Below are 26,373 nucleotides of genomic sequence, written 5' to 3'. Positions count from 1 at the left end.
GCGCTGCTGGAAAATTCGTTCTTCATGGCTTCATGCGTGTCGTCTGCCCAAGTCGCCACCCAAGTCGGCAGAAGACAAATTTCACCAGACCGCTTACGTTTGACATATGAGATTGTTGCTTGTCGAAGATGACCGGATGATTGCCGAAGCCCTGCTGAAAGGGTTGGGGCGGCACGCCATATCCGTGGACTGGGTGACGGACGGAAAGGCTGCGCTGGAAGCCGTCGGCCTTGCGGAATACGGCGTTGTCCTGCTGGATCTCGGACTGCCCCAGATCGATGGCATGCAGGTGCTGGAATCGATCCGCAAGGCAGGCAAAGGTGTCCCCATCCTGATCCTCACGGCACGCGACGATCTGCCAAGCCGTGTGAAGGGCCTTGACCTTGGCGCCGACGACTATGTGCTGAAACCTTTTGAGCTCGATGAACTGCTGGCCCGTATCCGCGCGGTGATGCGCCGCAAGGCCGGACACGCCCAGTCGCTGATCCAGGCGGGAGAGGTGACGCTGGATCTCGCGACATATTCCGTTACCTTCAGGGCGGTAACGGAAACCTTGTCTGCGCGGGAATTTGCGCTTCTGCGGATACTTGCAGAGCGACCGGGTGTGATCCTGTCGCGCAGTCAACTCGAAGAGCGTATCTACGGCTGGGGCGAGGAGATCGAGAGCAACGCGATTGAAGTTCTGATCCATTATATCCGCAAGCGCTTCCACAAGGATGTTATCCGCAATGTGCGCGGCGCCGGCTGGATGATCCCGAAGGCCTGACATGTCGCTCCGCCGCTCGTTCATTCTCGTCTTTTCCGCGCTTCTGACGGCCCTTGCCGCTTTTGCCGCGGCCTTTTCCTATTACAGCGCCCGGCTTGAGGCGTGGAGCATCCTGGACTTCCAGCTCCAGCAGATCGCGCATGTCGTCGGCGATGGCAGCGGTCTTCTCCCTCTGGCAGGCGCAGGCGCCTCCAGCGATGAGATCGTGGCTGTCAGGATCACCTTCGCGGATGGGCGGACGACGCGGACGAACGATCCGCGTGTGGTTTTCCCACCCCCCACTTCAGGCGGATTTTCCACCTTCCGTGCGGATGCGGAGGAGTGGCGGCTTTTTACCGACAAGGGCGATCCAGCCCGCACCGTGATGGTCGCCCAGCGCACCGCCGAGCGCGATGAGCTTGCGGCCGACGCCGCCTGGAACAGCGCATGGCCGTTCCTGCTGGCCATACCCCTGTCGTGGCTTGCCGCCTACTGGCTGGTGGGCGCGATCATGGAGCGTCTCCATATCCTGGCGGGCCGGGTGGAAAACCGCGTCGTCGAGGACATCGACCCTCTTTCCGTCGAGGATGCTCCTGTGGAGGTGCGTCCGCTGGTGCTGGCGATCAACCGTGCGTTTGACCGCGTCCGCGCCACGCTGGAGCAGCAGCGTGCCTTCCTTGCCGATGCGGCCCATGAGCTCAGAACGCCGGTCACGGCGCTTTCCCTCCAGATCGACAACCTCAGGCAGGCCGGCCAACCGGAGGAGCGCGACGCGGCGGTCGCCGACCTGGAGGCCGGCGTGCGCCGGGCGACACAGGTGGCGACCCAGCTTCTCCGGTTGGCCCGCAGCGAGAGCGGGGAGCGGCCCGGCCGCGAGGCGGCGACAGTCCATCTTGGCGAAGCGCTTCAAGAGTGTCTCGGCCGGTTCCTGGCAACGGCCGACGCAAAAGCGATCGACCTCGGCATGGTGCAATCGGTTCCCTGCCTGGTCAGGAGCGACCCCGCGGAACTGGCTGCCATCCTCGATGTCGTCGTTGACAATGCGCTGCGTTACACGGCGGACCACGGGCAAGTGGATCTTGCCGTGCTGACACACGATGATCACGCGGTTCTTTCCGTGACCGACAACGGGCCGGGAATCCCGGCCGAACTGCGCGAGCGCGTGTTCGACCGCTTCTACCGTATCGATCCGTCCAAAACAGATGGAAGCGGCCTCGGCCTTGCGATCGCCCGCAATCTGGCCGGCCGCTACGGTGGCGCCATCCGGCTGATGGACAATCCAGCAGGACGCGGCCTGCGGGTCGTTCTCGAATGGCCTCTCGCCTAATCCGGCGGTTTTAGAGCCTTTCCTGATCAGCTTGAAGCATTCTGTTGGCTCAAACGGAATCGGATGCTCGACCGGCCGGCGCGCGTCGTAGCCCAGCTCTACGGCCAAGCCGGCCGGTCGATCAGCCGGCCCGTTTCAGCCAACCCGAAGGGCCGGGCATCTTTCCGCCAGGATCAGAGGCGATAGGCTCGGACGTACCTGGGGGTATGCCCATCGCCAATCGCCTCTGCCCTGACGAAAACCTGCTCCGGCAGAATGATTCAATCTGACCAGGAAAGGCTCTAAGTTTCTCCTAAGCCTCGCCCTCCATGCTTTGAGCGTACCCCGACAGGTGCACGACAAACCAATGGAGACAAACACCATGAACCGTTCCGCCAAACTGATCTTCACCGCGCTTGCGCTCGGCTCCGCAGCCTTCGTCGCCCAGGCCAATGCAGCCTCGCGCCCGTGCGAAGACGTCTTGAAGGAATACCGCGCGGCCAAGGAGACCGCCAAGGTGTCGGCCGATGTGATGAAGAAGGCCGACGAGCTGGAAGCCAAGGCGGTCGAGCGCTGCAATGCCGATGACGACAAGCGTGCAGACCAGTTTCTGACGGACGCCATGAAGCTTCTTGGCAAGTAAGCCGCGCCCGTGACCTCAGGAGATACCAAGATGAGCACATCATCCGCAGACGGCTTCAGTCAACCTGCCAGCCGTGTCCCCGAGGTCACGGTCGACTTCTGGCTGATCAAGCTGCTGGCGGTCACCATGGGGGAGACCGCAGCAGACTTTCTCAACGTCAACCTCGGCTATGGCTTGACCGCCACGTCGATTTTCATGGCTTGCGTGTTTCTCTGCGCGCTCGCCATCCAGTTTTACCAGGGCAAGTATGTTCCGTGGTCGTACTGGCTGACGGTCGTCCTGATCAGCGTCGTGGGCACCCTTGTCACCGACAACCTCGTCGATAATTTCGGGGTCTCGTTGATGACCACCACGGTGGGCTTCAGCATTGCGCTCGCCGTCACCTTCGCCATTTGGTACGGAGTGGACCGCACGCTCTCCATCCACTCGATCCTGACGCCGCGGCGCGAGAGCTTCTATTGGCTCGCCATCCTGTTCACCTTTGCCCTCGGCACCTCGGTCGGCGACCAGATCGCGGAACGCTTCGAGCTGGGCTACCTGAACACGGGCCTTCTGTTTGGCGGCATCATCGCGGTGATCGCGGTGGCCTACTACAAGTTCAGGCTGGATGCCACCACCGCCTTCTGGCTGGCCTACATCCTGACCCGCCCGCTCGGCGCATCCTTCGGCGACCTCCTGTCCCAGCCGATGGAATATGGCGGCCTCGGCCTCGGCACCGTCACCACCAGTCTCGGCTTCCTCATCGCCATCATAGCGACGGTCGTCTACGCCACAGCCCGCTACATGCGCACGCCGACCCTTCCTTGAGATCAACCAACGGCATAACGCCGGCAGCAGAGACGATGACGATGGTTCGGGGCAGCTTCCGGCGCAACCGGAGGCCAAGAGAGTCTCACCGTTCCTTTAGCGACGAGTTAGGCTCTTCTCGTCTCGGGCAAGTTTACCTGACGGGTTATACCAGCCAGTCTGGCAGAACCTCGATCAAATCCTGCGCGGGATCGCTGGCGAGTGTGTCCAGCAGCGGCAGTTCTTGCTGAAGTACCAGCCTTTGAGAAGAATGTGCTTCGCGCCACCGATCCCAATCGGAGGTTTCGCGGCCATTCAGCACGTAGTGATCCCGGACGACGTTGATCTTCACGAACCACAGGCCGTTTACCTCACCGTGGCCGAATGCCTGAGGATCGACCGTCTCTCGACGGCATTTCAGCCAGGCTTCTCCCGCGGGCATGAAATGATCACGCGGTACGTCGGCTGGGTTGAACTTGATCTGTTTCTTCTCTTTCAGCATCCGGTCGATCTGCGCGTCGCTCAAATGCCAGCGTCTGGTTGCCGCGTTCCAATATTCACAAACCCAATGATCCTCCCATCCTGCCGAGAAGTAGGAGGCGAAGCCGCAGCGTACGCGTGCGGGAACATTTTTGCTGCGAAGGATCGAAGACAAGGCGAGCGCAAAATCGCGGCACGTGCCGGTGGATCGTCTCTCTGCGGGGCGCCGGCAGTGGAGCGGCTGAGGGTCTCTGGCGAAGACATCGTCGAAACGTTCGGCGATCGGCAATGTTTTTCTCGCCGATGCGTCCAATCTTGTCTGGTCGAGACCGTACTCTTCCGCCCAATCGGCGTGAACCAGCACACCTTGGATAATATCGTTCAGTCGCCCGATCTCGTTCGGCAATTCCGCCATCAACGCCCTGTGATGGATTGGATCGGACATCCGACTATGGTTGGTCCAGCGCTTCTTTTCCTCCATGCCGCTCTTGCCTTTCCCCCGCGAGATCCCGATCAAAGCGGCAATGATATCACCGACGTTGCAACATCGCAGGATAGGCAGTCTTGCGACAGCCGCAATGACGGGTTTATCCGCTCCTGCGTCATTATATTGAAACAACAGGCTTGGTAATCGGGTTTCGCTGCGCTAACGCCTTTGCACCTGGGACCTCTGGTTCGCCATATCGATCACAAGCGGCGCCAGTTCGTGCCCAAGCCCACTTACTCGCAACAGTGCCGTAAGCTATCCTGAAGAACCCGGGATGGAGGATATGGCATGGCGAAGCTCGTCTTCGGAATGAACCTGTCGCTGGATGGCTATGTCGACCACCTGGAATTTGCGCCCGACGCCACCCTCTTTCGCCACTGGATCGAGCAGGTGCGCGGCTTGACGGGCAGCCTCTACGGCCGCCGCATGTACGAGGTGATGCGCTACTGGGACGAAGACGATCCTGAATGGACGCCGGATTTACGCGACTTCGCGATGGCGTGGCGGAGCCAGCCGAAATGGGTCGTGTCGCGGTCGTTGCAGTCGGTCGGCCCCAATGCCACGCTTATCGCGGATGACGTCGAGGCAGCGATCCGCGGGCTGAAGACCGGGCTGGCCGGGGAGATCCAGGTCGCCGGGCCGGAGCTGGCGGGAAGCCTGACCGAGCTTGGGCTGATCGACGAATATCGGCTCTACTTTAATCCCGTCGTGCTCGGCCGCGGCAAGCCGTTCTTCACCGGCCGGGCGCCGCCGCTCCGCCTTGTCGCCAGCGATCGGATCGGCGGGGATGCGATCCGATTGACCTATGTGCCTGCCGGATCGATCGCGCCGACGCGGCAGCCGTGATGGCTATCCAAATGCTTCTGCGTCGTGACTGCAGTCGGCGCGACGCGGCCATTTGCCGACCAGATAGGCAATGGCTGAGGTCCGCGATGCCATGCGTGGCATCAGCACGAGGCACGGCGAGGGCCAGTCGAACGGAGATCGGCGACCCTGGACTCATTGCCGTGAACAAGGCTTAATGCCGCGCGGGGATGGCTGGGGGGCCGCTCATGAGATCATCGTGGCAGAAGAATGGGCGTGCCGATGTTCTTGATGTCGTCGTCATCGGTGGCGGCTGGGCGGGCCTCGGTGTCAGCTATTGGCTGGCGCGACGAGGCCTGCGCCACAGCGTCCTGGAGCGGGGTCGCATAGGAGAGACATGGCGCACGCAACGCTGGGAATCCTTCCGGATGAATACGCCCAATGTGCAGACCGTCATGCCTGGCGACTGCTATGAGGGTTCCGATCCCTATGGTGTCCAGACGCGTGATCAGTTCGTCGCTCTCCTTGAAGACTTCGCCGGGCGCAACGGGCTGCCGATCGAAGCGGATACCGCGGTGAGCGAACTCGCGCAGGAGGATGGCGTCTATCGGCTGACCACATCGCAGGGCACGCTTCGGGCGCTGAACGTGATCGTCGCAAGCGGCAACCTGAATTGTCCGGTGCGCCCGATCCCGTCAGATGCGTTGCCGCCTGACCTTTGCCAGATCGACGCTTCCGGCTACCGCAGCCCTGCAGATCTGCCCGGCGGAGCGGTGCTGGTGGTCGGAAGCGGCCAATCGGGCGCCCAGATCGCGGAGGAGCTGGCGGAAGCGGGCCGGAGGGTCTTCCTTGCGACCAGTCGCGTCGGACGGCTTCCACGCCGCTATCGGGGCCGCGACATCATGATCTGGCTGCTCGAAAGCGGGCTTCTCGACGTGCGGCGAGAGGAGGTCATTCGGCTTGCGGGACGCATTCCGCCGCGTGGTGTGCTCGGCTCGGAGCACACGATAAGCCTTCAGAGGCTTGGCGCACAGGGTATCGTGCTTCTCGGGCGATTGACCGGCGTTGCCGATGGCGGCCGCCTCTCTTTCGCCGACGATCTCGAAGCGAATGTTCGTTTTGCGGATGAAGCCTCTGACAATTCCAAACGCCATATTGATGATTATATCGGCCGCGCCGGGATCGATGCACCGGTTTCGCAGCCCGACCCGGCGGAGACGGTCGCGTGGCGTCGGCCGGACCCGGCGATCAATTCGCTCGACCTCTCCCTATCCGGCATCACCAGCCTGGTGTGGTGCACGGGCTTCAAGGGCGATTTCAGCTTTATGAGACTTCCGGGTGCGCTTGATGCTGGCGGACAGCCCATTCATGCCGATGGCGTGGGCGTCTTGCCAGGCCTCTACTTTGCCGGACTGGATTTCGCCTCCACGCGCAAGTCAGGCATCATATTGGCAATCACCGAAGAAGCGCCCCGCCTCGTCGAACACCTCATAGAGGTTCGCACGTAATTTCCCCGGGTCGTGAAATGGCCGAAACGCCAGAGCAACACCCTGGCGCTTCGGTTCAGGCCATCAGACCCTCGGTCAGCTCCAGCGCCTGCCGCTCGAACAGTCGGCGGTAGATGCCGTCGCTGCGGCGGATCAGCGCCTGGGGGTGGCTGTCGAGGCTAGACGTTGCCGCGCCGAGGATCAGCACCGGCGCGTCGGCCAAGCGCGCCGCGAGATGCTGATCGAAGATGGACAGCTTGTCGAATGGAATGAGGTCCACGCGGTCGCAGAGGTCGACGTGCCCGGCGCCCTTGACCCAGACCAGTTCCTTAGGCTCGGCGGCGCGGTTGTAGGCGTCCTGGCTGAGCTCTTTCGAATGGGCCTGGTCGCCGCTGATGAAGAGCATCGGGCGAGGAGAACCCGTCTCGATATCGTTGGGATAGAAGACGTCACAACGCGCCCTGCGGCGACGGAACGCCGACGCGAATGGCCTGCGAAAAAAGCGGCGAAAGACCGTCCTCGTGCGCTCTTGCAGCGATATGTGCGGCCGACCGCAGTTGCGACAAGGGAACCGAGATGTCCAGCGCGCGCCGGTCATACGCGTATTCCGGCAGGTATCCGTTGACGATGAGGCGCCAGTCCATCGGCACGGTGTCGCCTGCCACACGCATCATCTTGACGATGGTCGTCGTGCAGTTGGTCGTCAGCGAATTGTAGAAGGCGGGCCGTGCTGCGAGCGCGTTTGCGTCGGAGACGTATTCGCGCAGAAGAAGCTTCGCAGCCGCCGGCGTCGCCCTCAGGCGGTAGATCTGGACGTCCTCACCGCGAAAATTGGAGCGGAGGCCGATCACATCCCTTTCGTCTGCCGCGATGATGACCAGAGGACTGCTTTTGAAGAAGTCCGCCAGCGGTGAAAACGAACCTCCGGAAAGGCGGCGCACTTCGATAGACCACGCCAGATAACGGCCGTCGTCGAAGCCGAAGCTCATTATGACATGCGCGATGGTCGGACCTGACCAGTATGACATGAACATGTCGACGCTTTTCAGCTTGTTCAGGTCGTAACTCCGAGTCGTCCATCGTTCCGTGAAGTCGGTGGCACTGCGCCACTCGAAATCGCGGACATTTGTCAGCGTCAACAGATCACCGTCGAATTCGCCGGTGACCTGACGAGCAACGTCCGGAGCCCACGCTCCATTTGCCTGCGGCTCGATCGTGCTCCACCAGAAGAGGACAATGACGAAGGCGGCCGCAAACGCGAGGACCGCACGAAGGCGTCTCCTGCCAAAGAGCGCTACGATGACGGAGGCGCCAAAAAGCCCGAACAAGATGGCGCTGGCCTGCCTGCCGGCCTCGGGCAACGGCAAGCGGTACCAAAGCGCGAGCGACGACCAGGCAACGGCAACGGCGACGACGAACAGGAGCACTGCAATAACGATCGCACGGACCGGTCGAACCATTTTGCTTTCCCAAACGAGTTTGAAGCGTACGTCCTGATCGTCAGACCCTAGCGGTTTCCGGACTTGAAGCCCAGAACCTATCCGAAGCGACGGGCCTCCGGATTTTCTAATTTGCTATGGCTTGAATTCCGCTGGCGTGACCGACGGTGCCAACAGGCATGACAAGACCAAGGTATTCCTCCGCGGAATCATTCCTCTTCCTCCAGAGCGTTCAGGGGAGGCCTCCAACACGATGAAGTTTCCAGCAATCCGTCGATATTTCAGCGCGCATCGCGGAGATGAAGTGGATATAGATGCCGTCGCTTCAGGCCAGCTCGATCGTGACATCACAGGCGCGCCGGAAAGCCTTCGAAATTGGACAGATCTCGATCGCTTCTTCCAACAGAACCTCCGCGGTGGGCCTTTCGACACCCGGCAACGCAACAGTCAACCTCGACATGTGAGCGTAGACCTTCAAATCGAATATCAGACTGACCTCTGCGTGAATCCTGACCTCTCCCGGTAGCGGAAACTTCCGCCTCAGAGCCACAAGCGCTATCGCGCTCGCAAGAGAGGCCGACCATCCCGCCGCAAGAAGTTGCTCCGGGTTGGTTCCAATGCCCATGGAACCAGGAGCCGAGAACCGGATATCGAGCACACCGTCTGAACTTCGCCCGAAGCCATTTTCGCGGCCGCCGATCGTGTCTGTCTGGCCGGTGTAAAGCACCTTTGGAGTATTGCGCACCTGCGTTCCAGTTCGAATTTTTTCTTTTCCGACGGCGCGATAATGCCGTCGCGGATGGCGTCCTTTTGCGAGTGGATCCGGACGTTAGAGCGGCAGCGTTCCTCCCGCCTGTTCCTGGACAATGTATTCGGCGTACCAATCCGGCCAGTTGACGTCGTACCCGCCTCCGGTGCGCTTTTCATGCTCGCCATGCGCTGCGCCCGCACGCCGCAGCGTCGCCGCGAGCTCTGCCGCCGAACTGAATGTCGTGCTGGCCGCTTCGACCCGTCCAGGCAGGCGTTCGGTGATCTCCTGCAGCAGCCAGCCGTTGCCGTCCGGGTCAGCGAACGACGCGAACGACCGGTAGCTCCGACCTTCTGGGTCTCGACCCTGTGCACGCTTGCTGCCGAAAAGGTAGTGCTGGTCTTCCCCGACATAGACACCGGCCGCGTCATGGAATACTTCGGTGATCTCCACCCCATCCGCGAGCAGCTTCTCGCGTGCCGCCGCGATATCGGCGACGATGAGGTAGAGACCCTGTGAAGAGCCGGGAGCCGCTGAGGTTACGTTTCTTCCGAAAATAACCGAGCAGCCCGAACCCGGCGGCGTGAACTGTATCACTCGAAACTCGCCGCCATCCGCCGCAAAGTCCGCGTCGAGCCGCCAACCGAGATTGGCATAGAATGTCTTGGCTCGGTCGACGTCGGCCACCGGCAGGACTACGATCTCCAATTTCATGTCCATCGTCGAACTCTTGCATGCTGTCGTGTCGTCGTTCATCGTGCGTTCCTGTCGACTAATTTGAGGAGGCGACGCCTGCACAGGTGCCGACGCCGTCCTCGCTGGGTGTCAATCATGCGGTGCTAACGGCTTCAGCTCGTGCGAAGGGTCTTCAAGCCTGCACGCAGTTCTTCGGTGAAAAGTGCCGGTTGCTCCCAAGCGGCGAAGTGCCCGCCCTTTGCCACCTTGTTGTAGTGAATGAGGTTCGGATACGCCTTCTCGGCCCAGCTCCGGGGCGTCTGGTAAAGCTCGTCGGGGAAAACGCTGACGGCCACCGGAACCTTCACCCCCTTGGGACTGAAGAATGCCAACTTGTTTTCCCAGTAGAGGCGGGCTGCCGATACGCCCGTATTCGTCAGCCAGAACAGGGTGACGTTGTCGAGCACGTCGTCCGGTGTCAGACCCTCGGAACCGCCATCAAACGACCTGGCGATAAGGTCGAGGCTGCGGGCATCATGGTCGATCATGAATGTTGCGAGACCAATCGGAGAGTCCGCGAAGGCCGCAGCCGTTTGCGGCCGAGTGCCCATCCAGAGCGCGTAGTAGACGTGCTTGTAGAAGAAAACGAGCTGGTCGTAGGAACTCTTCTCCTCGTTGGACAATCCGGACGGTGCGGGCGCGCCCGCAAACGAAGCCTGATCGATCTCGGCGGGGATTGCTCCAGGCATGTTGACGTGAATGCCGACCAGCTCCTTCGGAGCTTGCACGCCGATCATCTCCGTAACCACTGCGCCCCAGTCGCCACCTTGTGCTGCATATCGTGTGTAGCCAAGGCGCTGCATGAGCGCGATCCATGCGCTGGCGATCCGCTCCGGACCCCAACCCGCTTCTGTCGGCTTGCCCGAGAATCCATAGCCGGGCATCGACGGTATCACGAGATGGAAGGCGTCCGCGGCGGTCCCGCCATGCGCAGTCGGATCCGTCAGTGGCCCGATGATCTTCATCTGCTCGACGATGGATCCTGGCCACCCGTGCGTCACGATGAGGGGCAGGGCGTCTGCGTGCTTGGACCGGACATGTATGAAATGAATGTCGAGCCCATCGATCTTGGTGATGAAATTCGGTACCGAGTTGATGCGTGCTTCAACCTTGCGCCAATCGTAATCCTTCTCCCAGTGGCGTAGGAGCTGTTTGATGGTCTTGAGCTGTACGCCCTGCGACTTGTCCGGGACGGTTTCCTGCTCCGGAAGCCGGGCATGAGACAGCCGGCGGCGAAGATCGACGATATCCGCCTCGGGAATGTTCACCTTGAATGGACGGATTGCCTCGGCGTCGGCGGCAGCAGCCGTTCCAGACGGGAAGAGGCCTGCCGCGCTGGCTGCAGCGATGCCTGCCGCGGCTGCACCTAGAATGGTGCGGCGACCTTGATCGATAGATTCTGATGTCACGCTGGCCATGATGTTCTCCTCTATAGATGAGTTAATTGGCTGCACCTTGGTGCTGGCGAAGGTTTACTCCCGGCCGATGGCGATGACCCGTTATGCGTTGTTAGTTTTTGTTAGTGGCGGGAAATCGAATCCAAACAGGCGCTCGCTGTGGTTCATGGAAAATGATCAGGGTCTAGGCTATGGTGGCGCCGGCACGAAAGGTCAGCGCCATGACAGCAGGGGGCGGTCCGGCAACCGACGCGATAACGTTCGGTCCATTCCAGTTGCGTGCGAACGAACGCCTCCTTACGAAGGAAGGCGTGGTCGTTGAACTTGGCGCGCGAGCCTACGACATCCTAATTGCGCTGACGTCAGCTCCCAATGAAATCGTCACCAAGCAGGATCTGATGTCACGGGTCTGGCCGGAGGTCGTCGTCGAGGAAGGCAGTCTCAGGTTTCACATGAACAGCCTCCGGAAGGCGTTGGGAGACGGACGAGACGGCGCTCGCTTCATCAAGACGCTGTCCGGTCGCGGTTATTGCTTCGTCGCGGCGATTTCGCGAGCTTTGCATGAGACCCATTCGACCGCTTCAGCTCCGGCTGATTTTTCGCACGCAAACCTCCCCGGGCGCCTTAGCCGGATGATCGGCAGGGACGAGGATGTTCAGCGAATCTCAGATCAGATAGTGACGTCGCGCCTTGTCTCGATCGTAGGGCCAGGAGGGATTGGGAAGACGACCGTCGCCATCTCTACTGCGCATCGCCTGAGCGAACGGTTCGGGGGAACAGTCCTCTTTGTCGATCTTGGAATGCTGAGCGATCCACGATTGGTGACGACGGCGATCGCGTCCATGCTCGGCATACCCGTGGGTGCCGGTGATGCGCAGTCAAGCCTGATCGCGTTTTTTCGAAATCGGCGGGCGCTGCTCGTTCTCGACACGTGTGAGCACCTGGTGGAAGCCGTGGCACAGCTCGCCTCGAACCTCATTAACTCGGCGTCCCAGGTTCACATCCTCGCAACCAGTCGTGAATCTCTTCAGACCGAGGCCGAACGTGTCTATCGCCTCGGCCCGCTTACCTGCCCACCCGAAGACGAGATCATTTCTGCTCAAACAATCCAAAAGTTTCCGGCCACCCAGTTGTTCCTTGATCGAGCGCGGGCCAACGACGCCCAACTCGATATAGACGAAGCGGATGCACCTCTCGTCGCAGGCATTTGCCGCAAGCTTGATGGCATTGCGCTCGCGATCGAACTGACCGCGCGGCGCGTCGGATCGTACGGGCTGCAACACGCGTCCGACCTTCTCGACGAGCATTTGACGCTGCATTGGACTGGATCGCGAACGGCGCAGCCCCGCCACAGAACGTTGCAGGCGACGCTCGATTGGAGTTACGAACTTCTGTCCGAACTCGAGCGCGTAGTGCTTCGCCGCATTGCTGTCTTCGTCGGACACTTCACGCTTGACGCCGCGGTGGACGTCGTGGCGAGTTCAAGCCTCAACAGGCCCTCGGTTTTCGAAGCGATCGACAGCCTGGTCGCAAAGTCGATGGTTTCCACCCGTCCCATCGGTGCCACGTTGCGGTACCGACTGCTGGACACGACCCGGGCCTATGCGTTGGCGATCCCCTTCGAGGCGCAAGAGCGGTCGGATCTCGCCATTCGACATGCGGACTACTATGGGCGCTGGGTGGCGCAGAGCGCGGGTGATTGGGCGAGCAAGAAGACAGGGACTGAGCGTGCGGCGTACTTCGCGGCGCTGAACAACGTCCGCTCTGCACTGGAATGGTCATTCGGCGAAAATGGCGAGGTCGCCGTCGGGGTAAGGCTTGCTGCGGCCGCGGGGCCGGCCTTCCTCGCAATGTCGCTCATGCCTGAAGCGCACCGCTGGGCCGAGCGGGCGATCTCCGCGCTCACCGAGGAGACGATAGGAGGGCTCGAGGAGATGCACCTCCAAACAGTGTTCGGAATCGCTGCGACGCATCTTCATGGTAAGAGCGACGCCGCGCTTAGGGCGTTGAACCGGGGGCTGGAAATCGCCGAGGCACAGGGCGATGTCGTCAACCAGGTCGGGCTTCTCAGCATGCTGCGGACGTTTTACTTTCGCAGTGGGGATTTCAACACCGCGCATGCTTACGCGCGGCGTTGTAAGACCGCGGCCGACACGATCCAGGATTTCGCCGCGTCGGCACAAGCTCGGTCGATTCTGGGAAGGTCTCTCCATCTTGCGGGCGATCTGGCCGACGCCCGCGTCGAGCTGGAGGCCAGCCTGACTGACTGGGCTCGGGCGGGTAGGACGACAATCTATCTATCCCACGAGCTCCATTTTCCAAGCGAAGTGACAATGGCGAGGAACCTGTGGCTGCAAGGTTTCCCCGAGCAGGCGGAGGATCGAGCCAGAAAGGTCATCGAAAGCGCAGCAAGAACCGACAGGCCCGCGGCACTGACCGTCGTTTTGGGGTGGGCCATCTCGGTCTTTCTTTGGAACGGCAATTGGGATCAGGCCCAGGAACACATCGATACCCTGGTCCATCAGGCCGAAACCAATTCGCTGGGGCCGTTCATCGCCGCGGGGCGCGCCCGCCGGGGAGAGCTGGCCATCCTTCGGGGAGACGCCGGAGAGGGCGTCGAGGACCTTCGATCCAGCTTGGCCGCCATTCATGCCATCGGTTACGAGTTGCTGACGACGGAATTCAACATTTCGCTTGCTCGGGGATTGAAGTCGATCGGTCAGGTGACCGAAGCGCTCGATGTCGTTGAGCGAACCATCCGAAATGTTGAGCTGAAAGGCGATGTTCTCTACATGCCGGAGCTTCTTCGGGTGAATGGTGACTTGCTTTTGACCAACGCCGCACGTCACGAAGAAGCGGAAGAACGCTTGTGGCAATCTATCGATATGAGCCGCGTTCAAGGCGCCCTAGGGTGGCAAATCAGGGCCGCCAACGATCTCGCCGAGTTGATGGTCGCTAATCGAAGGGTTGGAGATGCCCGCAAACTCCTGCTACCCCTGTTCAATCAATTCGCCGAGGGCGCGGAAACGGCGGAACTAATAAGAGCGCGGCTGCTTTTAACGCGCTGACTCAAAAAAATCTCCAATCTCCGATCGTGGAAAAGTCTGGATTGGGCGGGCGGGTTGCTGCCAGTCAGCACACGGCGCCAACCCACAAAAAAGAAACGCCAGAGCATAACCCTGGCGTTTCGGTTCAGGCCACCAGACCCTTGGTCAGCTCCAGCGCCTGCCGCTCGAACAGTCGGCGATAGATGCCGTCGCTGCGGCGGATCAGCGCCTGGTGGTCGCCCTCTTCGACGATCTTGCCCTTGTCGAAGACCAGCAGCCGGTCGAGCGCCCGCACCGTGGAGAGGCGATGGGCGATGACCAGTGTGGTGCGGCCTTCCATCAGGCGTTCCATCGCCTGCTGGATCTGCACTTCGCTCTCGCTGTCGAGGCTGGATGTCGCCTCGTCGAGGATCAGGATCGGCGCATCGGCCAGGAAGGCGCGGGCGATGGCGACGCGCTGCCGCTCGCCGCCCGACAGTTTGACACCGCGTTCTCCCACCATCGTTTCATAGCCCTTCGGAAGGCTCAGAATGAAATCGTGGGCGCTCGCCTGTTTTGCCGCCTGCTCGATCTCGCGCCGCGAGGCGTTCGGCCTGGAATAGGCGATGTTTTCGGCCAACGTGCGGTGAAACAGGATCGGCTCCTGCTGCACGATGGCGATCTGGCCGCGCAGGCTTGCTTGCTCGACCCGGGCGATATTCTGCCCGTCGATGCGGATCGCGCCCGAATTGACGTCGTAGAGGCGCTGGATCAGCTTGACGAAGGTCGTCTTGCCCGAGCCCGAATGCCCCACTAGCCCCACACGCTCGCCCGGCTCGATGACGACCGAGAAATCCTCATAAAGCGGGCTGGGATGAGCGCCATATTGGAAGGTGATGCGATCGAAGACGATCTCGCCACTGCCAATATTGATGGGTGTGGCGTCCGGCCTGTCCTCGATACCGAGCGGCATCTTGTCGAGCAGCACCAGTTCTTCCATGTCGTTGACGGCACGCTGCAGATTGCGGATGTCCTGGCCGACATTGCGCAGATAGCCCTGCAGGACGAGGAACATCGCCAGCACGAAGGTGACGTCGCCAGGCGTTGCCAGCCCCTGCCGCCACATGATGAGGCCGGTTCCCAGAATGCCTGCCTGCATGGAAACCATCATGAAGCCCTGGATCGTGCCGCTCAATGTGCCGCGCTTCCATGTCCGCCGCGTGCGGCTGTCCCACTTGCCAAGCACATGGCCGAGACGGATCTCTTCGCGGCTTTCGGCGCCGAACGCCTTGACCACCGAGTTGCAGCTGATCGCATCGGCGAGCGCGCCACCGAGCTTGGTATCCCAGGCATTGGCAAGCCTTGCCGCCGGCGACACGAAGCCCATGGAAAGCGCCACGGTGACGCCGATATAGATCAGCGATCCCAGGCTGACGATCAGTCCCATGATCGGCCAATAACTGCCGAGCACGATGCTGGCGCCGACCAGCATGACGATCGACGGCAAAAGTGCGACCAGCAGCAGGTCGTTGAGCGAATCCAGCGCCCACATGCCGCGGGTAATCTTGCGCACCGTCGAGCCGGCAAAGCTGTTGGCGTGCCAGTCGGTGGAGAACCGCTGCACCTTGTGGAAACCGCCATTGGTGACATCCGCCATGGTGCGCAGCGTCAGCCGGATGATGCCGTTGAAGATGAAATAGCGCAGCGCCACGCTGCTGAAGCCCAAAGCGACGACAATGACGAAGGCGCGCAGCGCACTGTCAGCCGCATTCGTGCCGGCAATGGCATCGACGATCTGGCCGGAGAAGACCGGCACCATGACTTCGGCCAGCGTGCTTGAAATCACCAGCACGATGATCAGCCCCACCAAACCAGGCCGGTGAGTCCAGTGATGAAAGATAAAGCCGAGCACGTTGCGATAGGCATCGGCGCGGAAATCGAGCTTCTTGCGAGTCATTTGAACCAACCCGGCCGCATATCGGCAACCGGTCCTCAAAAACGAGAGTTAAATGGCACAGCCCGAACGGGAGACGAAATGATCCCGTCAGATCAATCGGGCTATGAAGGGAGTGAAAACCGCATGTCGGGCGCGCTTGAGGCGGGCCGCGAATGGAAATGACCTAGTGTCGGGACATTCCGCACGGGAGGACTTTGGTGATTGCTGATGATGTCATGCAACGCCTCCCTTATGTTCGATCTGACGCGGTAAGCCTCTTGTAGCGAAGGCAATCGCCGTTGCCAACCAGGAATTTACAACCTGACAGAAAGTGATGCGAAAACGACACATTCTGTAACGTGCAGGTTTCGGCAGAGGGCTTGATAGGTGCTGGTGGGCAGGTTGGTCGAGCCTATCACCGATACGGTTATGCCAGACGCGAGAGGTCGGTCGGCTCCGGATTTGCACCGGCTGCCGTCAGCATCGCATGCACCTGGCCGCGGTGGTGGGTCTGGTGGTTGAAAAGTTCGACAGCACAGTTCGCCTTCGGCCTCTCGATCCGCGTTGCGCCGTCGCCGGGATACCAGACAAGCATGCCGTCGAGATCCGCGTCGTGCAATCCTGCGGCCCAGGCTTCGATTTCCGCGTTGCGTTGCAAGCGCAGTCTCCTGAACGCATCCCAATCCAATGGGCTTGTCAGCGAGTGCGTGATGGTTTCCTCAGGGCGCTGATTGCCCTTCAGTCGCGCCAGGATCAGAGCGTCGGCCCAATAAAGATGGTTCAGCGTCGCGGCGATCGATTGAAAGAACGCCCCGCGATCCTTCCAGCGCTCCGCATGCGTCAGCCCATCGGCGGCGGTGACCAGAGAGGTGTTCTGCCAGCTGTTGTAGCGGGCCATGAGTCGGCAATAGTCGGCTGAGATCATTGTCTCTGACTCCGATGTTAGCGGTGTTGGGGAGATAGGCGACTGCAGGGAAGACCCATAGGGTCCCCATCGGGGCGAAGGTGGCCCGAAGGGTCGGATGAGGGGGCCGCACGGCACAGCGTCAACGACGATCAGTCTATCCTGAAACAGCATCGCCGCAAATGCCTGATGACATTTTTAGTTTTTTTGGCATTGGCTCATGGCGCAAAGTCGTCATGTCCGTTTCTGACGCACTCCGACGAAGGCAGTTGGCTGCTGTCTGCCCATTGCCGCCCTCCGTCGCTGAATTTGCCGCTGAGCTCACCCCACCCTCCGTCCTCCTCGGGCTTGACCGGAGGATCCACGCCGGCTGCCACCAGCGGGGCCATGGTTCCCAGGCTCAAGGCCTGGGAAGACGGAGTTTGGGGGTGCGCTTTCGCCCAACTCGGCCGTCCGCCTGGGTCTATCTTGCTGCGCTGCCATTACACGGCACAGCATCGGCTCTCCCGCACGTCTCATCTTGGCGGCGCGACGCCGATTTCCCCGACAAGCTCCCATATGTCGACCTTCTCGGCGCGTCCCTTGACGGGGGCGAGGCCGATGGGGCGGAAGGTGAAGCGGTCGGCGACGGCGTTGCGGGTGGCCGCACTCACCAGGATCGATGTGTCGAGGTCCTTGTTCATGCCTTCCAGCCGGGACGCGACATTGATCGTATCGCCCATCGCCGTGTACTGCTGACGCGAAATCGCGCCGAAGCTGCCGACGACGGCCGGGCCGGTGTGCAATCCAAATCGCGTCAACAGCTCGGGGCGGCCATTCATGAGATTGGCGTCGTTCAAGCCGTCGACCGCCGCTTTCATGGCCAGCGCACAGCGACAGCCGTTTTCCGCATGGCTGCTATCGGCAACCGGGGCATTCCACATGACGAAAATGGAATCGCCGAGATATTGCACGACGGCCCCGCCATTGCGCTCGGCGATGGTGTTCAGCAGTTCAAAATAGGCGGAAAGCGTGTCGACCACCTCTTCTGGCGAATGTTGTTCCGAGATGGTCGTGAAGTCTTTGATGTCGGTAAACAGTACGGTCACATCCTGCCGCTTCGCCCCGACAATCGTTCTCGTCTCGGGATTGACGATCTGCCGGACCACTTCCCGCGGGACATAAAGCGCAAACTGACCGATGGCATGGCGGCTGGCCGCCAGCGCGTTTGCCAGCGTGTTGATCTCGCTGATCCAGGAGTGGGACATCGGTTTCTCCCCCACATCCAGATCGCCGATCCTGCGCGCCTCGTCCGCCAGCCGATAGAGAGAGGTGCTGACCATGCGCGACAGCAAGACCGATGCGGCGACACCGGCGAGCACGAAGGCGGCGGCGATGAAGAGATTGCGCATCAGCAGCCGATGGGCCTCAGCCACCAGGTCCTCCAGCGGCACGACGATTGCCGCCTCGCTGCCCGAAAACAGGCCGGATACGCTGATCGGGGCGATCTGCAGAAGATGGGCTTTGCCATCGAAATCCACCCGTGCCAGGCCGCCAGCGGCAAAGGCCGGATCCTGCCTGAGCCGCGCCACGGTTTCGAGGCTCGGGTCGAAACTGTTTGCCGTCGCGGCAAAGCCGCCGGATGTTCTCGACCATAACCCGATGATCCTGCTCATGATATCAGGGTCGGAATGGGCGACGAGATTGCCGCCGGCATCGATGATGTAAGCCCGCGCCCGCGGCGAAATCTCACTGGCATCGAGCAGGCGGCTGACGGTCTGCAGGTGAATATTGATGCCGAGGACCACCTTTCCATCATCTAGCATCGGGGCTGCGATCGTCAGCGTCGGAACATTCAGCGTTCCGGTGACATAGGGTCCGACGGAAACCGGCACGCCATCTTGAATGACCGATTGATACCAGGGGCGTTGCCGCGGATCGAAGGATGTATCTTCGACATTCCGTTCCCCGATCACCAGCGCATCCTTGTCGAGAAAAGCAAGCGTCGAGATGACATCGGCCGCGTTTCTCCGTGCGATCATTCGGATCGCGAAAGTGGTATCATCGGGTGCGGCAAGCGTCTGGCGAACGTCGCGCCGGGCCGTGTTGATCACCTGCAGGTAGGAGCCGTCGGGATAGCCGGCGTAAACGCTGGTGGCGTTCGGGACGTTTCGCAGAACCTCCTGAAAGAATTGCTGTTTTGCCTTGATATCCTGGGGCGGCGGGGAAACCAGCTGCGGCAGGGTGGATGCCAGCGTCACGGCCTCGGTGCCGCCCTGCAGCGTATTCCGGTATCCCTCGATCAGCCGCAGGCTCATCGCGCGCATCTGCTGCGCGCCGGCGCTGACCGCGGCATCGCTTCCGTGGCTGAATGCCATCCAGATGATCGGCGCCGAGGTGCAAAGCAGCGACGCGACGACCAGGACGCCAAGATGCAGTCTGAGCGGTTTGGACCAGCGCACGCGATTCCCCGAAATGCGGACACGTCTCGTATAGCGCAATGCCAGTCTGGCATGCGCTACCCAACGATGCCAGCTAACTGCTTTTTGAAGGCTTGCACAAGCTGGCGATAGCAGCTCTGCCGCCCGGGAGAGAACTTGGTGTCGCTGCAGAAGGCTCGGGCCGACTCAGCGCTTATAGTCGGGCTCGCTGCGATCGAGCGCGCGCTTCACCGCCTCCAGATGAAGCCGGGCCGACTCCGGATCTCCTTCGCGCATCTGCCGATACGCCGCTTCGGCGATCTCAGGCGCGACGGCAAGGACCTGACGTCCTGTGGAAAGGGCGAGCGTCTGCACTTCGCAGGCGCGCTCGAGATAGTAGAGGTCATCCCAGGCCTCGGCGATATTGGCTGCGCAGACCATCACCCCGTGGTGCTTCATGAAGACGATGTCGGCATCGCCGATCGCTGCAGCGATCCGGTCGCCCTCGCGCGCGTCGAGCGCCAGGCCATTGTAGTTGCTGTCGACGGCTGTGCGTCCATAGAATTTCAACGCGGTCTGCCCGGCAAAGATCAGCGGATCGCCTTCGGTCATCGAAAGCGCGGTGGCATACGGCATATGGGTGTGGAACGCCGCCTTGGCGCGCGGAATGTTCTGATGGATCCTGGCGTGGATGTAAAAGGCGGTGGCCTCGGGCTGGCCGCTGCCCGACACGACGTTGCCGTGAAAATCGCAGATCAGCAACATCGAGGCCGTCAGCTCGGCGAAAGCGTAGCCGTAGGGATTGACGATGAACAGGTCGTCATAGCCGGGAACGACGGCCGAGAAGTGGTTGCAGATCCCTTCCTCCATGCCGAGCCGTGCCGCCATCCGGAAGCAAGCCGCCAGATCGACGCGCGCCTGCCAGATTTCCTCGGCATCGAGTTTCGGCTGGTTGGCGCCGGCGGCGGGCGAGGGGGGCGTGTTGAGCGAGTGGGCCATGGGATCGTTTCAGATTGGTGTGGCAGAGAGGGCGGTTCGTTGAATTACGCCCGGATCACCCGCGCATCAAGCCGGCCGGAGAGAAATGCAAGCGTGCCGGTTAGTAAAGCGTCCGCTTGTATGCCTCTTCGAGATCGGCATCGATTTTGCGCATCTCATCCTCATCGCTTGGCGCGCCAGTCGTCTCATCCAGGATGATTTTCACCAGCGACGGCATCTCGCTGCGATCCTGGAAATGATCCGGGTGCCACAGATGCGAGCGCCGAAAGGCTTTGGCGCAGTGGAGGAAAACCTCGTTCACCTTGACGACGATCGCCAGTTTGGGAGCGCGGTCGTTGACGTTCATGCTTTGCAGAAGTTCAGGGTCAGTCGTCAAAGTGGCTTTGCCATTCACGCGCAATGTGTCGTCGAAACCCGGAATGATGAACAGCAGCCCGACGCTCGGATTGGCGAGAATATTGACCAAAGTGTCGAGCCGGTTGTTGCCCGGCCGGTCCGGTATCGCCAGCGTTCGCTCGTCAAGGATATTGACGAAGCCGACAGGATCGCCGCGGGGGCTGACATCGGCTTTTCCATCCGGGCTCTGCGTGCCGATGCACAGGAATGGCGAACGCCGGATAAATTCCTGCGCATGTTTGCCGAGACTGTCCTGACACTTCTGCACGGCCAGAGCATGTGTCGCCTCAAACAGACCTCGAAGGCCGAGATCATCTTTGATGGCGAAGTCCGGATTGACCTTGAATTCCTTCATGCCATTGCCTTTCGAAGCTGCGTTATTGGCTTGGACAGCCCCGCCTGAGGATTCGGTTTGATCGGCGATGCGTCGCCGGTCTTATCGCGTGATGTACGTACCTCAAAACGCGATGGCCTGTCAAGATCCGATAACGTGGAACAAGGGGCTGGGAGCGGCCGGAGGCACTCAAGGCTTAGAGGAGAGGGCCAGGAGGCAATGACACTTTCCCTTCCACCACACGTCGCTGTATTTGCCGCAGAGTTCACTCCAATCTCCGTCCTCCTCCGGCTTGACCCGAGGATCTAAGCCGTGGGCAACGTCCGGCCCGACGCGCTCGTTGCATCCTTTGCGCTTGTGTCGGCGACGGACGCGCTAGGCTAGGTCGTCGGCGGAGATGTGCTTAACTTCGGTAATTCTCAACAATGGGATCTCTGCGCGTTCGTTTGCCTCCTGCACGTCTTGCTCCGACGAAGCGTCGAACAGGCAGAATGATCGTTCCTCTGACGGTACGAATGTCGAGCGAAGATAGCGCACAGGTTTTCCCTGGCTGGTCATCTCTGCGGTGACGTTCTTGGCGCGGGACGCCGCAGCGCTGAGCTGTTCGGGCGTGATTCCTGGCAGGTGTCTTTCGACCATGTACTGTGGCATGATGATTGTCCTCAGGTTGAGCGACGACAGCAAGCGTTTGGACATGTTGCACGATCGCTTTGAACTTCCGGCCATTGCGAATGGACATCTACTTTGCCGCCGTATTCACAGACCTCGTCCGACACTCAGCGGTTTGGAACAGGGTTTCGCGCGACACGATCACCAGCGCCATCGCCGAATATCGATACCTGTCTCAGATGCTCGCCAGCCAATACGGACGACGGCACGAGAACTTTACAGGGGACGGGCATCTTTATCTATTCGAATCTGCTGATGTAGCCGTCCACTTCTCGTTGAAGCTGATCGCCTATTGGAAGCAACGGCGGCGTCACTTGACTTCCAGCCAGGCGCACGACCTTCCAATCCGCGTGGGTTGCCACTTCGGTGAGTGCTCGCGAATGCATGATGACGACGCCTGGATCGGTCGTGCCTTGAACATCGCGAAGCGGGTGGAATCATGTGCCGAGCCCGATACCCTCTTCGTGACGCAGACCGTCCTCGATCTCATCGATTTGCCGGTCTATCTCTTCCACGAGGTCGATGTCTTCGAACTCAAAGGCGACTACCTGCCGAGGCGGCATCTCTATCGGATCGCCTCGGTCGACCATACGGCTCTTGCTGCACGGTCCGAGGAGCGGATGACGGCCGAGGACTGGTTCCTGAAAGGGGCCGGGATCGCCGGCACGGATGGACGGGAGTTAGCCGAGGAACTGCATTGCTATGAAAAAGCATTGGAGCTTCGTGCGGACTATCCCGAAGCGCACAACAATCTCGGGGTCATCTTGAAAGCCGCTGGTGACAGAACCGCCGCCGAAACCCGCTATCTGGATGCCGTTCGCCTATGGCCGCACTATCCGGAAGCGCACTACAATCTGGCGATCCTTCTCGAGGAGACCGACCGCCCGGATGAAGCGGCAGCGCATTATCGGCAGGCTCTGAAGTGCCGGCCAGATTACGTCGATGCCCTTCTCCGTCTCGCTGGTCTTTTCGACCAATGGGGGGATCGGTTCGAAGCGCATCATCACTTCCAGGAAACGCTCCGGCTTCGGCCGGGCTTTGCCGAAGCTCATAGCAATTTCGGCGTCTTCCTCGAGAAGCACGGTGATGCGCAAGAGGCTGAATCGCACTACAAGCAGGCGCTGCAGCTAAGATCCGATTACGCCGAAGCGCACTACAACTATGCCATGCTTCTCGAAGGGCGAGACATCGCCGCGGCAGAATTACATTATCGTGCAGCCCTGAAGTCGTCGCCGGGATACGCGGAAGCCCACAATAATCTGGCGGTGCTTCTTCACGAGAAAGGCGACCTGTCGGATGCGAAGTCACATTATCTCACCGCGATAAGATTGCGTCCTTGCGACCCGCAGACGTATCGGAATCTGTCCCTTCTGCTGGCAGCGATGGGCGAGGAGGAGCAGGCCGATCAATATGCCCGGAAAGCAAACGAACTCTCATCAGGGTTGAGCGGAGGCGACGCGCTTTAGGCCCGCGCCGTATCTTCTGCAATGGCTGCTCCAAACGGCAGGAAGTGGCGACAATTCATAGTTTGGGAACGAGGCCATCCAGCAGGAAGTCGAGGCCTTTGCTGAAGGCGCCGTCCCAGTCATTGTCGAGCAGCAGGCGAGAGCGTTCGATGGTGGGGTAGTGTTCGCTGAGGCTTGCAAGGCGCTGCTGCGCGGCGGCTCTGTCCGCGTCCGAGAGCTCGAAGCTTGCCCTTGTGGTCGTGGCGCCGATCACATAATTCCACAGCGACCAGATCGCGACGTTCAGATCGGCGTCCGCCACACCGGCTCTGGACAAGGTCCGGCTCAGCAGTTCCAGGCGAGACAGGATGTTCGGGCCGAGCGCCCGGCGCGGCAGGAGAAATGCCGACCAGGGATGGCGCAGCATACAGGCGCGCCAGTCTTCAAGCATGTGAACGACATCACCGCGCCAGTTTTCCGAGGCATCGATGGACGCCGGGCCGCGATATTCGAGCACCGAATCGAGCGCCAGATCAAACACCTGCTCTTTGTTGCCGACGTGCCAATAGAGGCTCATTGCGCCGGCGCCGAGGCGATCGGCCAGCCGACGCATCTTCAATCCGTCCAGCCCGTCGGTATCCAGCAGCTCGATGGCAGTCGCCACGATCCGTTCGAGAGAAAGAGCCGGTTCACTACGCGGTTCGGACCCGGCCGGAGGCGACGGAGTTTTCCGTTGAGACTGCTTGCTTCCAGCGCCGCTGCGTTTGGCTGCCATCCGATTTCCTAACTGAACAGAACGCCGATTTAAGCTGACAAAGCAACGAATGTCGATGCTGACCGATTGACTCGTACGTTGTACGATGCAAACTAATCGTACGTTGTACGGGTCGATCGCCAGGGGTGACGAGTCAACGCTCAATCATGCTGGCTGCGGGGGAGGTTACTCGCAGCCCTCAAAGCCCGAAAGAAAACCATGTCACGCATCAAGCATCTGCTCATTGGAGGGCTCATCATGACCATTGGAATTCCCGCTGCGACGACAGCCCAGGAGGCCAATCTCAAGCTGACCATCGTCAATCCGAAAAACCTCTACGACCCCTCGCCGAATGGCTACAGCACGGCGGTGATCGTGCCGCGGGAAGGCCGGCTGGCCTATATCTCCGGACAGGGCGGCCAGGATAGCACCGGAGCTTTATCATCAGACTTCGCCGTCCAGGTGAAGCAGGCCTACGCCAATTTGCACACCGCGCTTGATGCGCTTGGCGCCAGGCCGGATCAGGTCGCCAAGCTCACGGTCTTCGTGGTCGATCACGACATGTCCAAGCTTCAAGTGTTGACGGAAAACGTCAAGGCGATGTTCGGCGCGGCCCTGCCGGCGCAGACGTTGATTCCGGTTCCCAAGCTGGCGATCGACCCCATGCTCTTCGAGGTCGAAGCCGTCGTCGTTCTGGACTAGCGGTGGCCACGAAACTCGATGGGCTTCGACGGCGCGGCGCAGCCGAGGGCAGCGCTGGATATAGCTGCAGTCTCGAGGAGGGGCATGGATCCCCAGGCTCAAGGCATGGGAAGACGGAGGGTGGGGGCGCGGTGTCGCCAAACGGCAGTCCGCCCGTCAATCCGCCTTCGGCTGTCCGGGTATCTGTCCATAAGCCGTCAGAATGGCCTTGATCAGGCCGGGGAAGCGATCATCCAGTTCGGCGCAGCGGGTTTGATTGCGCATCTCCACGCCCTGGCGCTCGCTGAGGATCAGGCCGGATTCGCGCAGCACCTTGAAGTGGTTTGACAGCGACGACTTCGGGATGACCCGCTCGCCGAGCTGACCCAGCGCTGAACAGGTCCCGCCGCAGCCGGCGCCGGAAAGCCAAGCGAAAATTGCGGCGCGCTCCGGATCGGCAAGCGCATAAAGAATCGCCTCTGGCCGGATGTCCTCTAATGCTGGGTGAAAGAGCGGTCTCATGAATTTTATATAGCGACCCTTGACATTAAGATCAACAGTTCCGAATTTCTGAACTACGGAACAAGGCCGCCAGTGTCGACGGCAGTCCGGTCAGAAGGAATTGGATATGGCTAAGCTCACGGGAAAGGTCGCTGTGGTAACCGGAGCCTCCAAAGGCATTGGCGCCGCGATTGCCAAGGCCCTTGCGGCAGAAGGTGCGCAGGTGGTGGTGAACTACGCTTCGAGCAAGGCCGGAGCCGACGCCGTGGTTGAGGCGATCAGCGCCGCCGGCGGCAAGGCGATCGCCGTGCAGGGCGATGTCTCGAAGGCCGAGCAGGCGCAGGGGCTGATTGATGCCGCGGTCAAGCAGTTCGGCAAGCTCGACGTGCTGGTCAACAACTCGGGCGTCTATGAATTTACGCCGCTCGAAGAGGTGACCGAAGAACAATATCGCCGCATGTTCGACGTCAATGTTCTGGGTGTTCTGCTGACCACCCAGGCCGCCGTCAAACATCTCGGCGAGGGCGGCAGCGTCATCAACATCTCGTCGGCGGCGACCAGTCTCGCTCCGGCAACCTCCGCCGTCTATACCGGCACCAAGGGCGCTGTCGAGGGCATCAACAGCGTGCTCGCCAACGAGCTCGGCCCGCGCAAAATCCGCGTCAACGCCATCTTGCCGGGGATCGTCGAGACCGAAGGCACACACACCGCCGGCTTCATCGGCTCGGATTTCGAGCAGGCGGCGATCGCCCAGACGCCGCTCGGCCGCACCGGTCAGCCGGACGATATCGCCGGCATCGCCGTCTTCCTGGCGTCCGACGACGCCCGCTGGATGACCGGCGAGAAACTGCTTGCCAGCGGTGGTTTTCGCTAAGGGCTGGGTTTTGCGCGCGCCTCTCGGGCGCGCGCGGACGAGCGACCCAATAGAAAAATGGCTGCCGAAGCGGTGCATTCGATATTCAGATTGTAAGATTGGGCTATTTTTTCGGCTCTCCACTTAGAGCCTGCGAGCTTCCAGACGCCGCTTGTCGCGCTCGACATAGTCGAACCCCAGCTTTGTCAGGCGGAATTGTCGTTTCTGAAATTCCCCGCGGATCAAGATGAAGCCTTGCTCTTCGGCTTCGCTCAATGTCTTCAGGCTTGTGCCTTTAGGGGGAGACTGCCAATCCACGCCATCGGCGCTGTGCAGCAATACCATTATCTTGATAATCGTGTTTCTCCATGGCTGATGCAGACAGCCGTGCCGCGTCGCGTCGCCAATCCGCCGGTTGC

At 60.9% G+C, this 26,373-nt stretch carries 24 protein-coding genes and 1 pseudogene; 10 read left to right on the top strand and 15 right to left on the bottom strand.

The features are described from left to right. The first annotated feature begins 106 nt into the window (after nt 1–106). The 4 genes from GR197_RS15070 (at nt 107) to GR197_RS15050 (ending at nt 3,501) form a co-directional block, all read left to right on the top strand. Nucleotides 107–766 carry a response regulator gene (locus GR197_RS15070; RefSeq protein ID WP_164010829.1) on the top strand — a complete coding sequence of 220 codons (660 nt, stop codon included), beginning with the start codon at nt 107–109 and terminating at the stop codon, nt 764–766. A gap of 1 nt (nt 767) precedes the next feature. Then, a complete protein-coding gene (locus GR197_RS15065; RefSeq protein ID WP_164010828.1) occupies nt 768–2,072 on the top strand; it encodes a sensor histidine kinase in 1,305 nt (434 codons plus the stop codon). A 361-nt stretch (nt 2,073–2,433) separates the two neighbouring features. Continuing rightward, nucleotides 2,434–2,694 carry a hypothetical protein gene (locus tag GR197_RS15055; protein WP_164010827.1) on the top strand — a complete coding sequence of 87 codons (261 nt, stop codon included), beginning with the start codon at nt 2,434–2,436 and terminating at the stop codon, nt 2,692–2,694. 30 nt (nt 2,695–2,724) lie between these two features. Next, nucleotides 2,725–3,501, top strand: a complete 777-nt coding sequence (locus GR197_RS15050) for a COG4705 family protein (RefSeq protein WP_164010826.1) — start codon at nt 2,725–2,727, stop codon at nt 3,499–3,501. 145 nt (nt 3,502–3,646) lie between these two features. Here the strand turns inward: GR197_RS15050 and GR197_RS15045 are convergent, their stop codons facing one another. Further along, complete coding sequence (locus tag GR197_RS15045; RefSeq protein ID WP_164010825.1) at nt 3,647–4,441, bottom strand: transglutaminase domain-containing protein; 795 nt, start codon at nt 4,439–4,441, stop codon at nt 3,647–3,649. Nucleotides 4,442–4,735: 294 nt separating this feature from the next. Here GR197_RS15045 and GR197_RS15040 point away from each other — a divergent pair, with 294 nt between their 5' ends. Continuing rightward, nucleotides 4,736–5,293, top strand: a complete 558-nt coding sequence (locus GR197_RS15040) for a dihydrofolate reductase family protein (RefSeq protein WP_164010824.1) — start codon at nt 4,736–4,738, stop codon at nt 5,291–5,293. 206 nt (nt 5,294–5,499) lie between these two features. Next, nucleotides 5,500–6,759, top strand: coding sequence for a flavin-containing monooxygenase (locus tag GR197_RS15035; RefSeq protein WP_246724584.1), 1,260 nt, complete (start codon nt 5,500–5,502; stop codon nt 6,757–6,759). 205 nt (nt 6,760–6,964) lie between these two features. Here the strand turns inward: GR197_RS15035 and GR197_RS32315 are convergent. The 5 genes and pseudogenes from GR197_RS32315 to GR197_RS15010 form a co-directional block, all read right to left on the bottom strand. Next, nucleotides 6,965–7,156: pseudogene (locus GR197_RS32315) on the bottom strand (alpha/beta hydrolase); the annotation flags it as partial. A 31-nt stretch (nt 7,157–7,187) separates the two neighbouring features. Continuing rightward, nucleotides 7,188–8,198: an Lnb N-terminal periplasmic domain-containing protein gene (locus GR197_RS15025; protein ID WP_164010822.1), complete on the bottom strand. Its 1,011-nt coding sequence runs from the start codon at nt 8,196–8,198 to the stop codon at nt 7,188–7,190. A gap of 304 nt (nt 8,199–8,502) precedes the next feature. Beyond that, nucleotides 8,503–8,922: an Ohr family peroxiredoxin gene (locus GR197_RS15020; RefSeq protein WP_164010821.1), complete on the bottom strand. Its 420-nt coding sequence runs from the start codon at nt 8,920–8,922 to the stop codon at nt 8,503–8,505. Between the two features lie 84 nt (nt 8,923–9,006). After that, the gene (locus tag GR197_RS15015) at nt 9,007–9,681 is read right to left on the bottom strand and encodes a VOC family protein (protein WP_164010820.1); all 675 of its coding nucleotides are present in this window, start codon (nt 9,679–9,681) and stop codon (nt 9,007–9,009) included. 92 nt (nt 9,682–9,773) lie between these two features. Further along, nucleotides 9,774–11,078 carry an epoxide hydrolase family protein gene (locus tag GR197_RS15010; RefSeq protein WP_164010817.1) on the bottom strand — a complete coding sequence of 435 codons (1,305 nt, stop codon included), beginning with the start codon at nt 11,076–11,078 and terminating at the stop codon, nt 9,774–9,776. A 200-nt stretch (nt 11,079–11,278) separates the two neighbouring features. On the opposite strand from GR197_RS15010, the gene GR197_RS15005 reads away from it, so the two are divergent. Continuing rightward, complete coding sequence (locus GR197_RS15005; RefSeq protein WP_164010878.1) at nt 11,279–14,125, top strand: ATP-binding protein; 2,847 nt, start codon at nt 11,279–11,281, stop codon at nt 14,123–14,125. 124 nt (nt 14,126–14,249) lie between these two features. Here GR197_RS15005 and GR197_RS15000 read toward each other — a convergent pair whose 3' ends face one another. From GR197_RS15000 to GR197_RS14975, 6 genes are all read right to left on the bottom strand, one after another. Further along, the gene (locus tag GR197_RS15000; RefSeq protein WP_164010815.1) at nt 14,250–16,040 is read right to left on the bottom strand and encodes an ABC transporter ATP-binding protein; all 1,791 of its coding nucleotides are present in this window, start codon (nt 16,038–16,040) and stop codon (nt 14,250–14,252) included. 406 nt (nt 16,041–16,446) lie between these two features. After that, entirely contained in the window at nt 16,447–16,944 is a 498-nt protein-coding gene (locus GR197_RS14995; protein ID WP_164010813.1) for a DinB family protein, read from the bottom strand. A 494-nt stretch (nt 16,945–17,438) separates the two neighbouring features. Further along, on the bottom strand, nt 17,439–19,364 hold the full coding sequence (locus tag GR197_RS14990; RefSeq protein WP_164010811.1) for an adenylate/guanylate cyclase domain-containing protein: 1,926 nt from the start codon (nt 19,362–19,364) through the stop codon (nt 17,439–17,441). A 165-nt stretch (nt 19,365–19,529) separates the two neighbouring features. Continuing rightward, complete coding sequence (locus GR197_RS14985; protein ID WP_164010809.1) at nt 19,530–20,321, bottom strand: aldolase; 792 nt, start codon at nt 20,319–20,321, stop codon at nt 19,530–19,532. A gap of 100 nt (nt 20,322–20,421) precedes the next feature. Continuing rightward, nucleotides 20,422–21,072 (bottom strand): pyridoxamine 5'-phosphate oxidase family protein, encoded by a 651-nt coding sequence (locus GR197_RS14980; protein ID WP_164010807.1) that lies wholly within the window; start codon nt 21,070–21,072, stop codon nt 20,422–20,424. Between the two features lie 354 nt (nt 21,073–21,426). Beyond that, nucleotides 21,427–21,702 (bottom strand): DUF4242 domain-containing protein, encoded by a 276-nt coding sequence (locus GR197_RS14975; protein WP_164010876.1) that lies wholly within the window; start codon nt 21,700–21,702, stop codon nt 21,427–21,429. Between the two features lie 80 nt (nt 21,703–21,782). Between GR197_RS14975 and GR197_RS14970 the strand changes: the two genes are divergently transcribed. Further along, nucleotides 21,783–23,186 carry a tetratricopeptide repeat protein gene (locus GR197_RS14970; protein WP_164010805.1) on the top strand — a complete coding sequence of 468 codons (1,404 nt, stop codon included), beginning with the start codon at nt 21,783–21,785 and terminating at the stop codon, nt 23,184–23,186. 55 nt (nt 23,187–23,241) lie between these two features. On the opposite strand, the gene GR197_RS14965 is transcribed toward GR197_RS14970, so the two are convergent. Further along, entirely contained in the window at nt 23,242–23,940 is a 699-nt protein-coding gene (locus GR197_RS14965) for a TetR/AcrR family transcriptional regulator (RefSeq protein WP_164010804.1), read from the bottom strand. A gap of 198 nt (nt 23,941–24,138) precedes the next feature. On the opposite strand from GR197_RS14965, the gene GR197_RS14960 reads away from it, so the two are divergent. Further along, a complete protein-coding gene (locus GR197_RS14960) occupies nt 24,139–24,621 on the top strand; it encodes a RidA family protein (protein WP_164010802.1) in 483 nt (160 codons plus the stop codon). 156 nt (nt 24,622–24,777) lie between these two features. Here the strand turns inward: GR197_RS14960 and GR197_RS14955 are convergent, their stop codons facing one another. Next, nucleotides 24,778–25,122: an ArsR/SmtB family transcription factor gene (locus GR197_RS14955; RefSeq protein WP_164010801.1), complete on the bottom strand. Its 345-nt coding sequence runs from the start codon at nt 25,120–25,122 to the stop codon at nt 24,778–24,780. A gap of 106 nt (nt 25,123–25,228) precedes the next feature. Here GR197_RS14955 and GR197_RS14950 point away from each other — a divergent pair, with 106 nt between their 5' ends. Next, the gene (locus tag GR197_RS14950) at nt 25,229–25,975 is read left to right on the top strand and encodes a glucose 1-dehydrogenase (RefSeq protein ID WP_164010800.1); all 747 of its coding nucleotides are present in this window, start codon (nt 25,229–25,231) and stop codon (nt 25,973–25,975) included. 123 nt (nt 25,976–26,098) lie between these two features. Here GR197_RS14950 and GR197_RS14945 read toward each other — a convergent pair whose 3' ends face one another. Next, nucleotides 26,099–26,299, bottom strand: coding sequence for a hypothetical protein (locus tag GR197_RS14945; protein ID WP_164010799.1), 201 nt, complete (start codon nt 26,297–26,299; stop codon nt 26,099–26,101). Nucleotides 26,300–26,373 lie beyond the last annotated feature (74 nt).

Origin of the sequence: Rhizobium phaseoli, from assembly GCF_010668805.1 — a bacterium.
GTDB classification, from domain to species: domain Bacteria; phylum Pseudomonadota; class Alphaproteobacteria; order Rhizobiales; family Rhizobiaceae; genus Rhizobium; species Rhizobium phaseoli_A.
The sequence above is the reverse complement of the archived record's forward strand: the minus strand, read 5'-3'. Positions and strand labels throughout refer to the sequence as shown.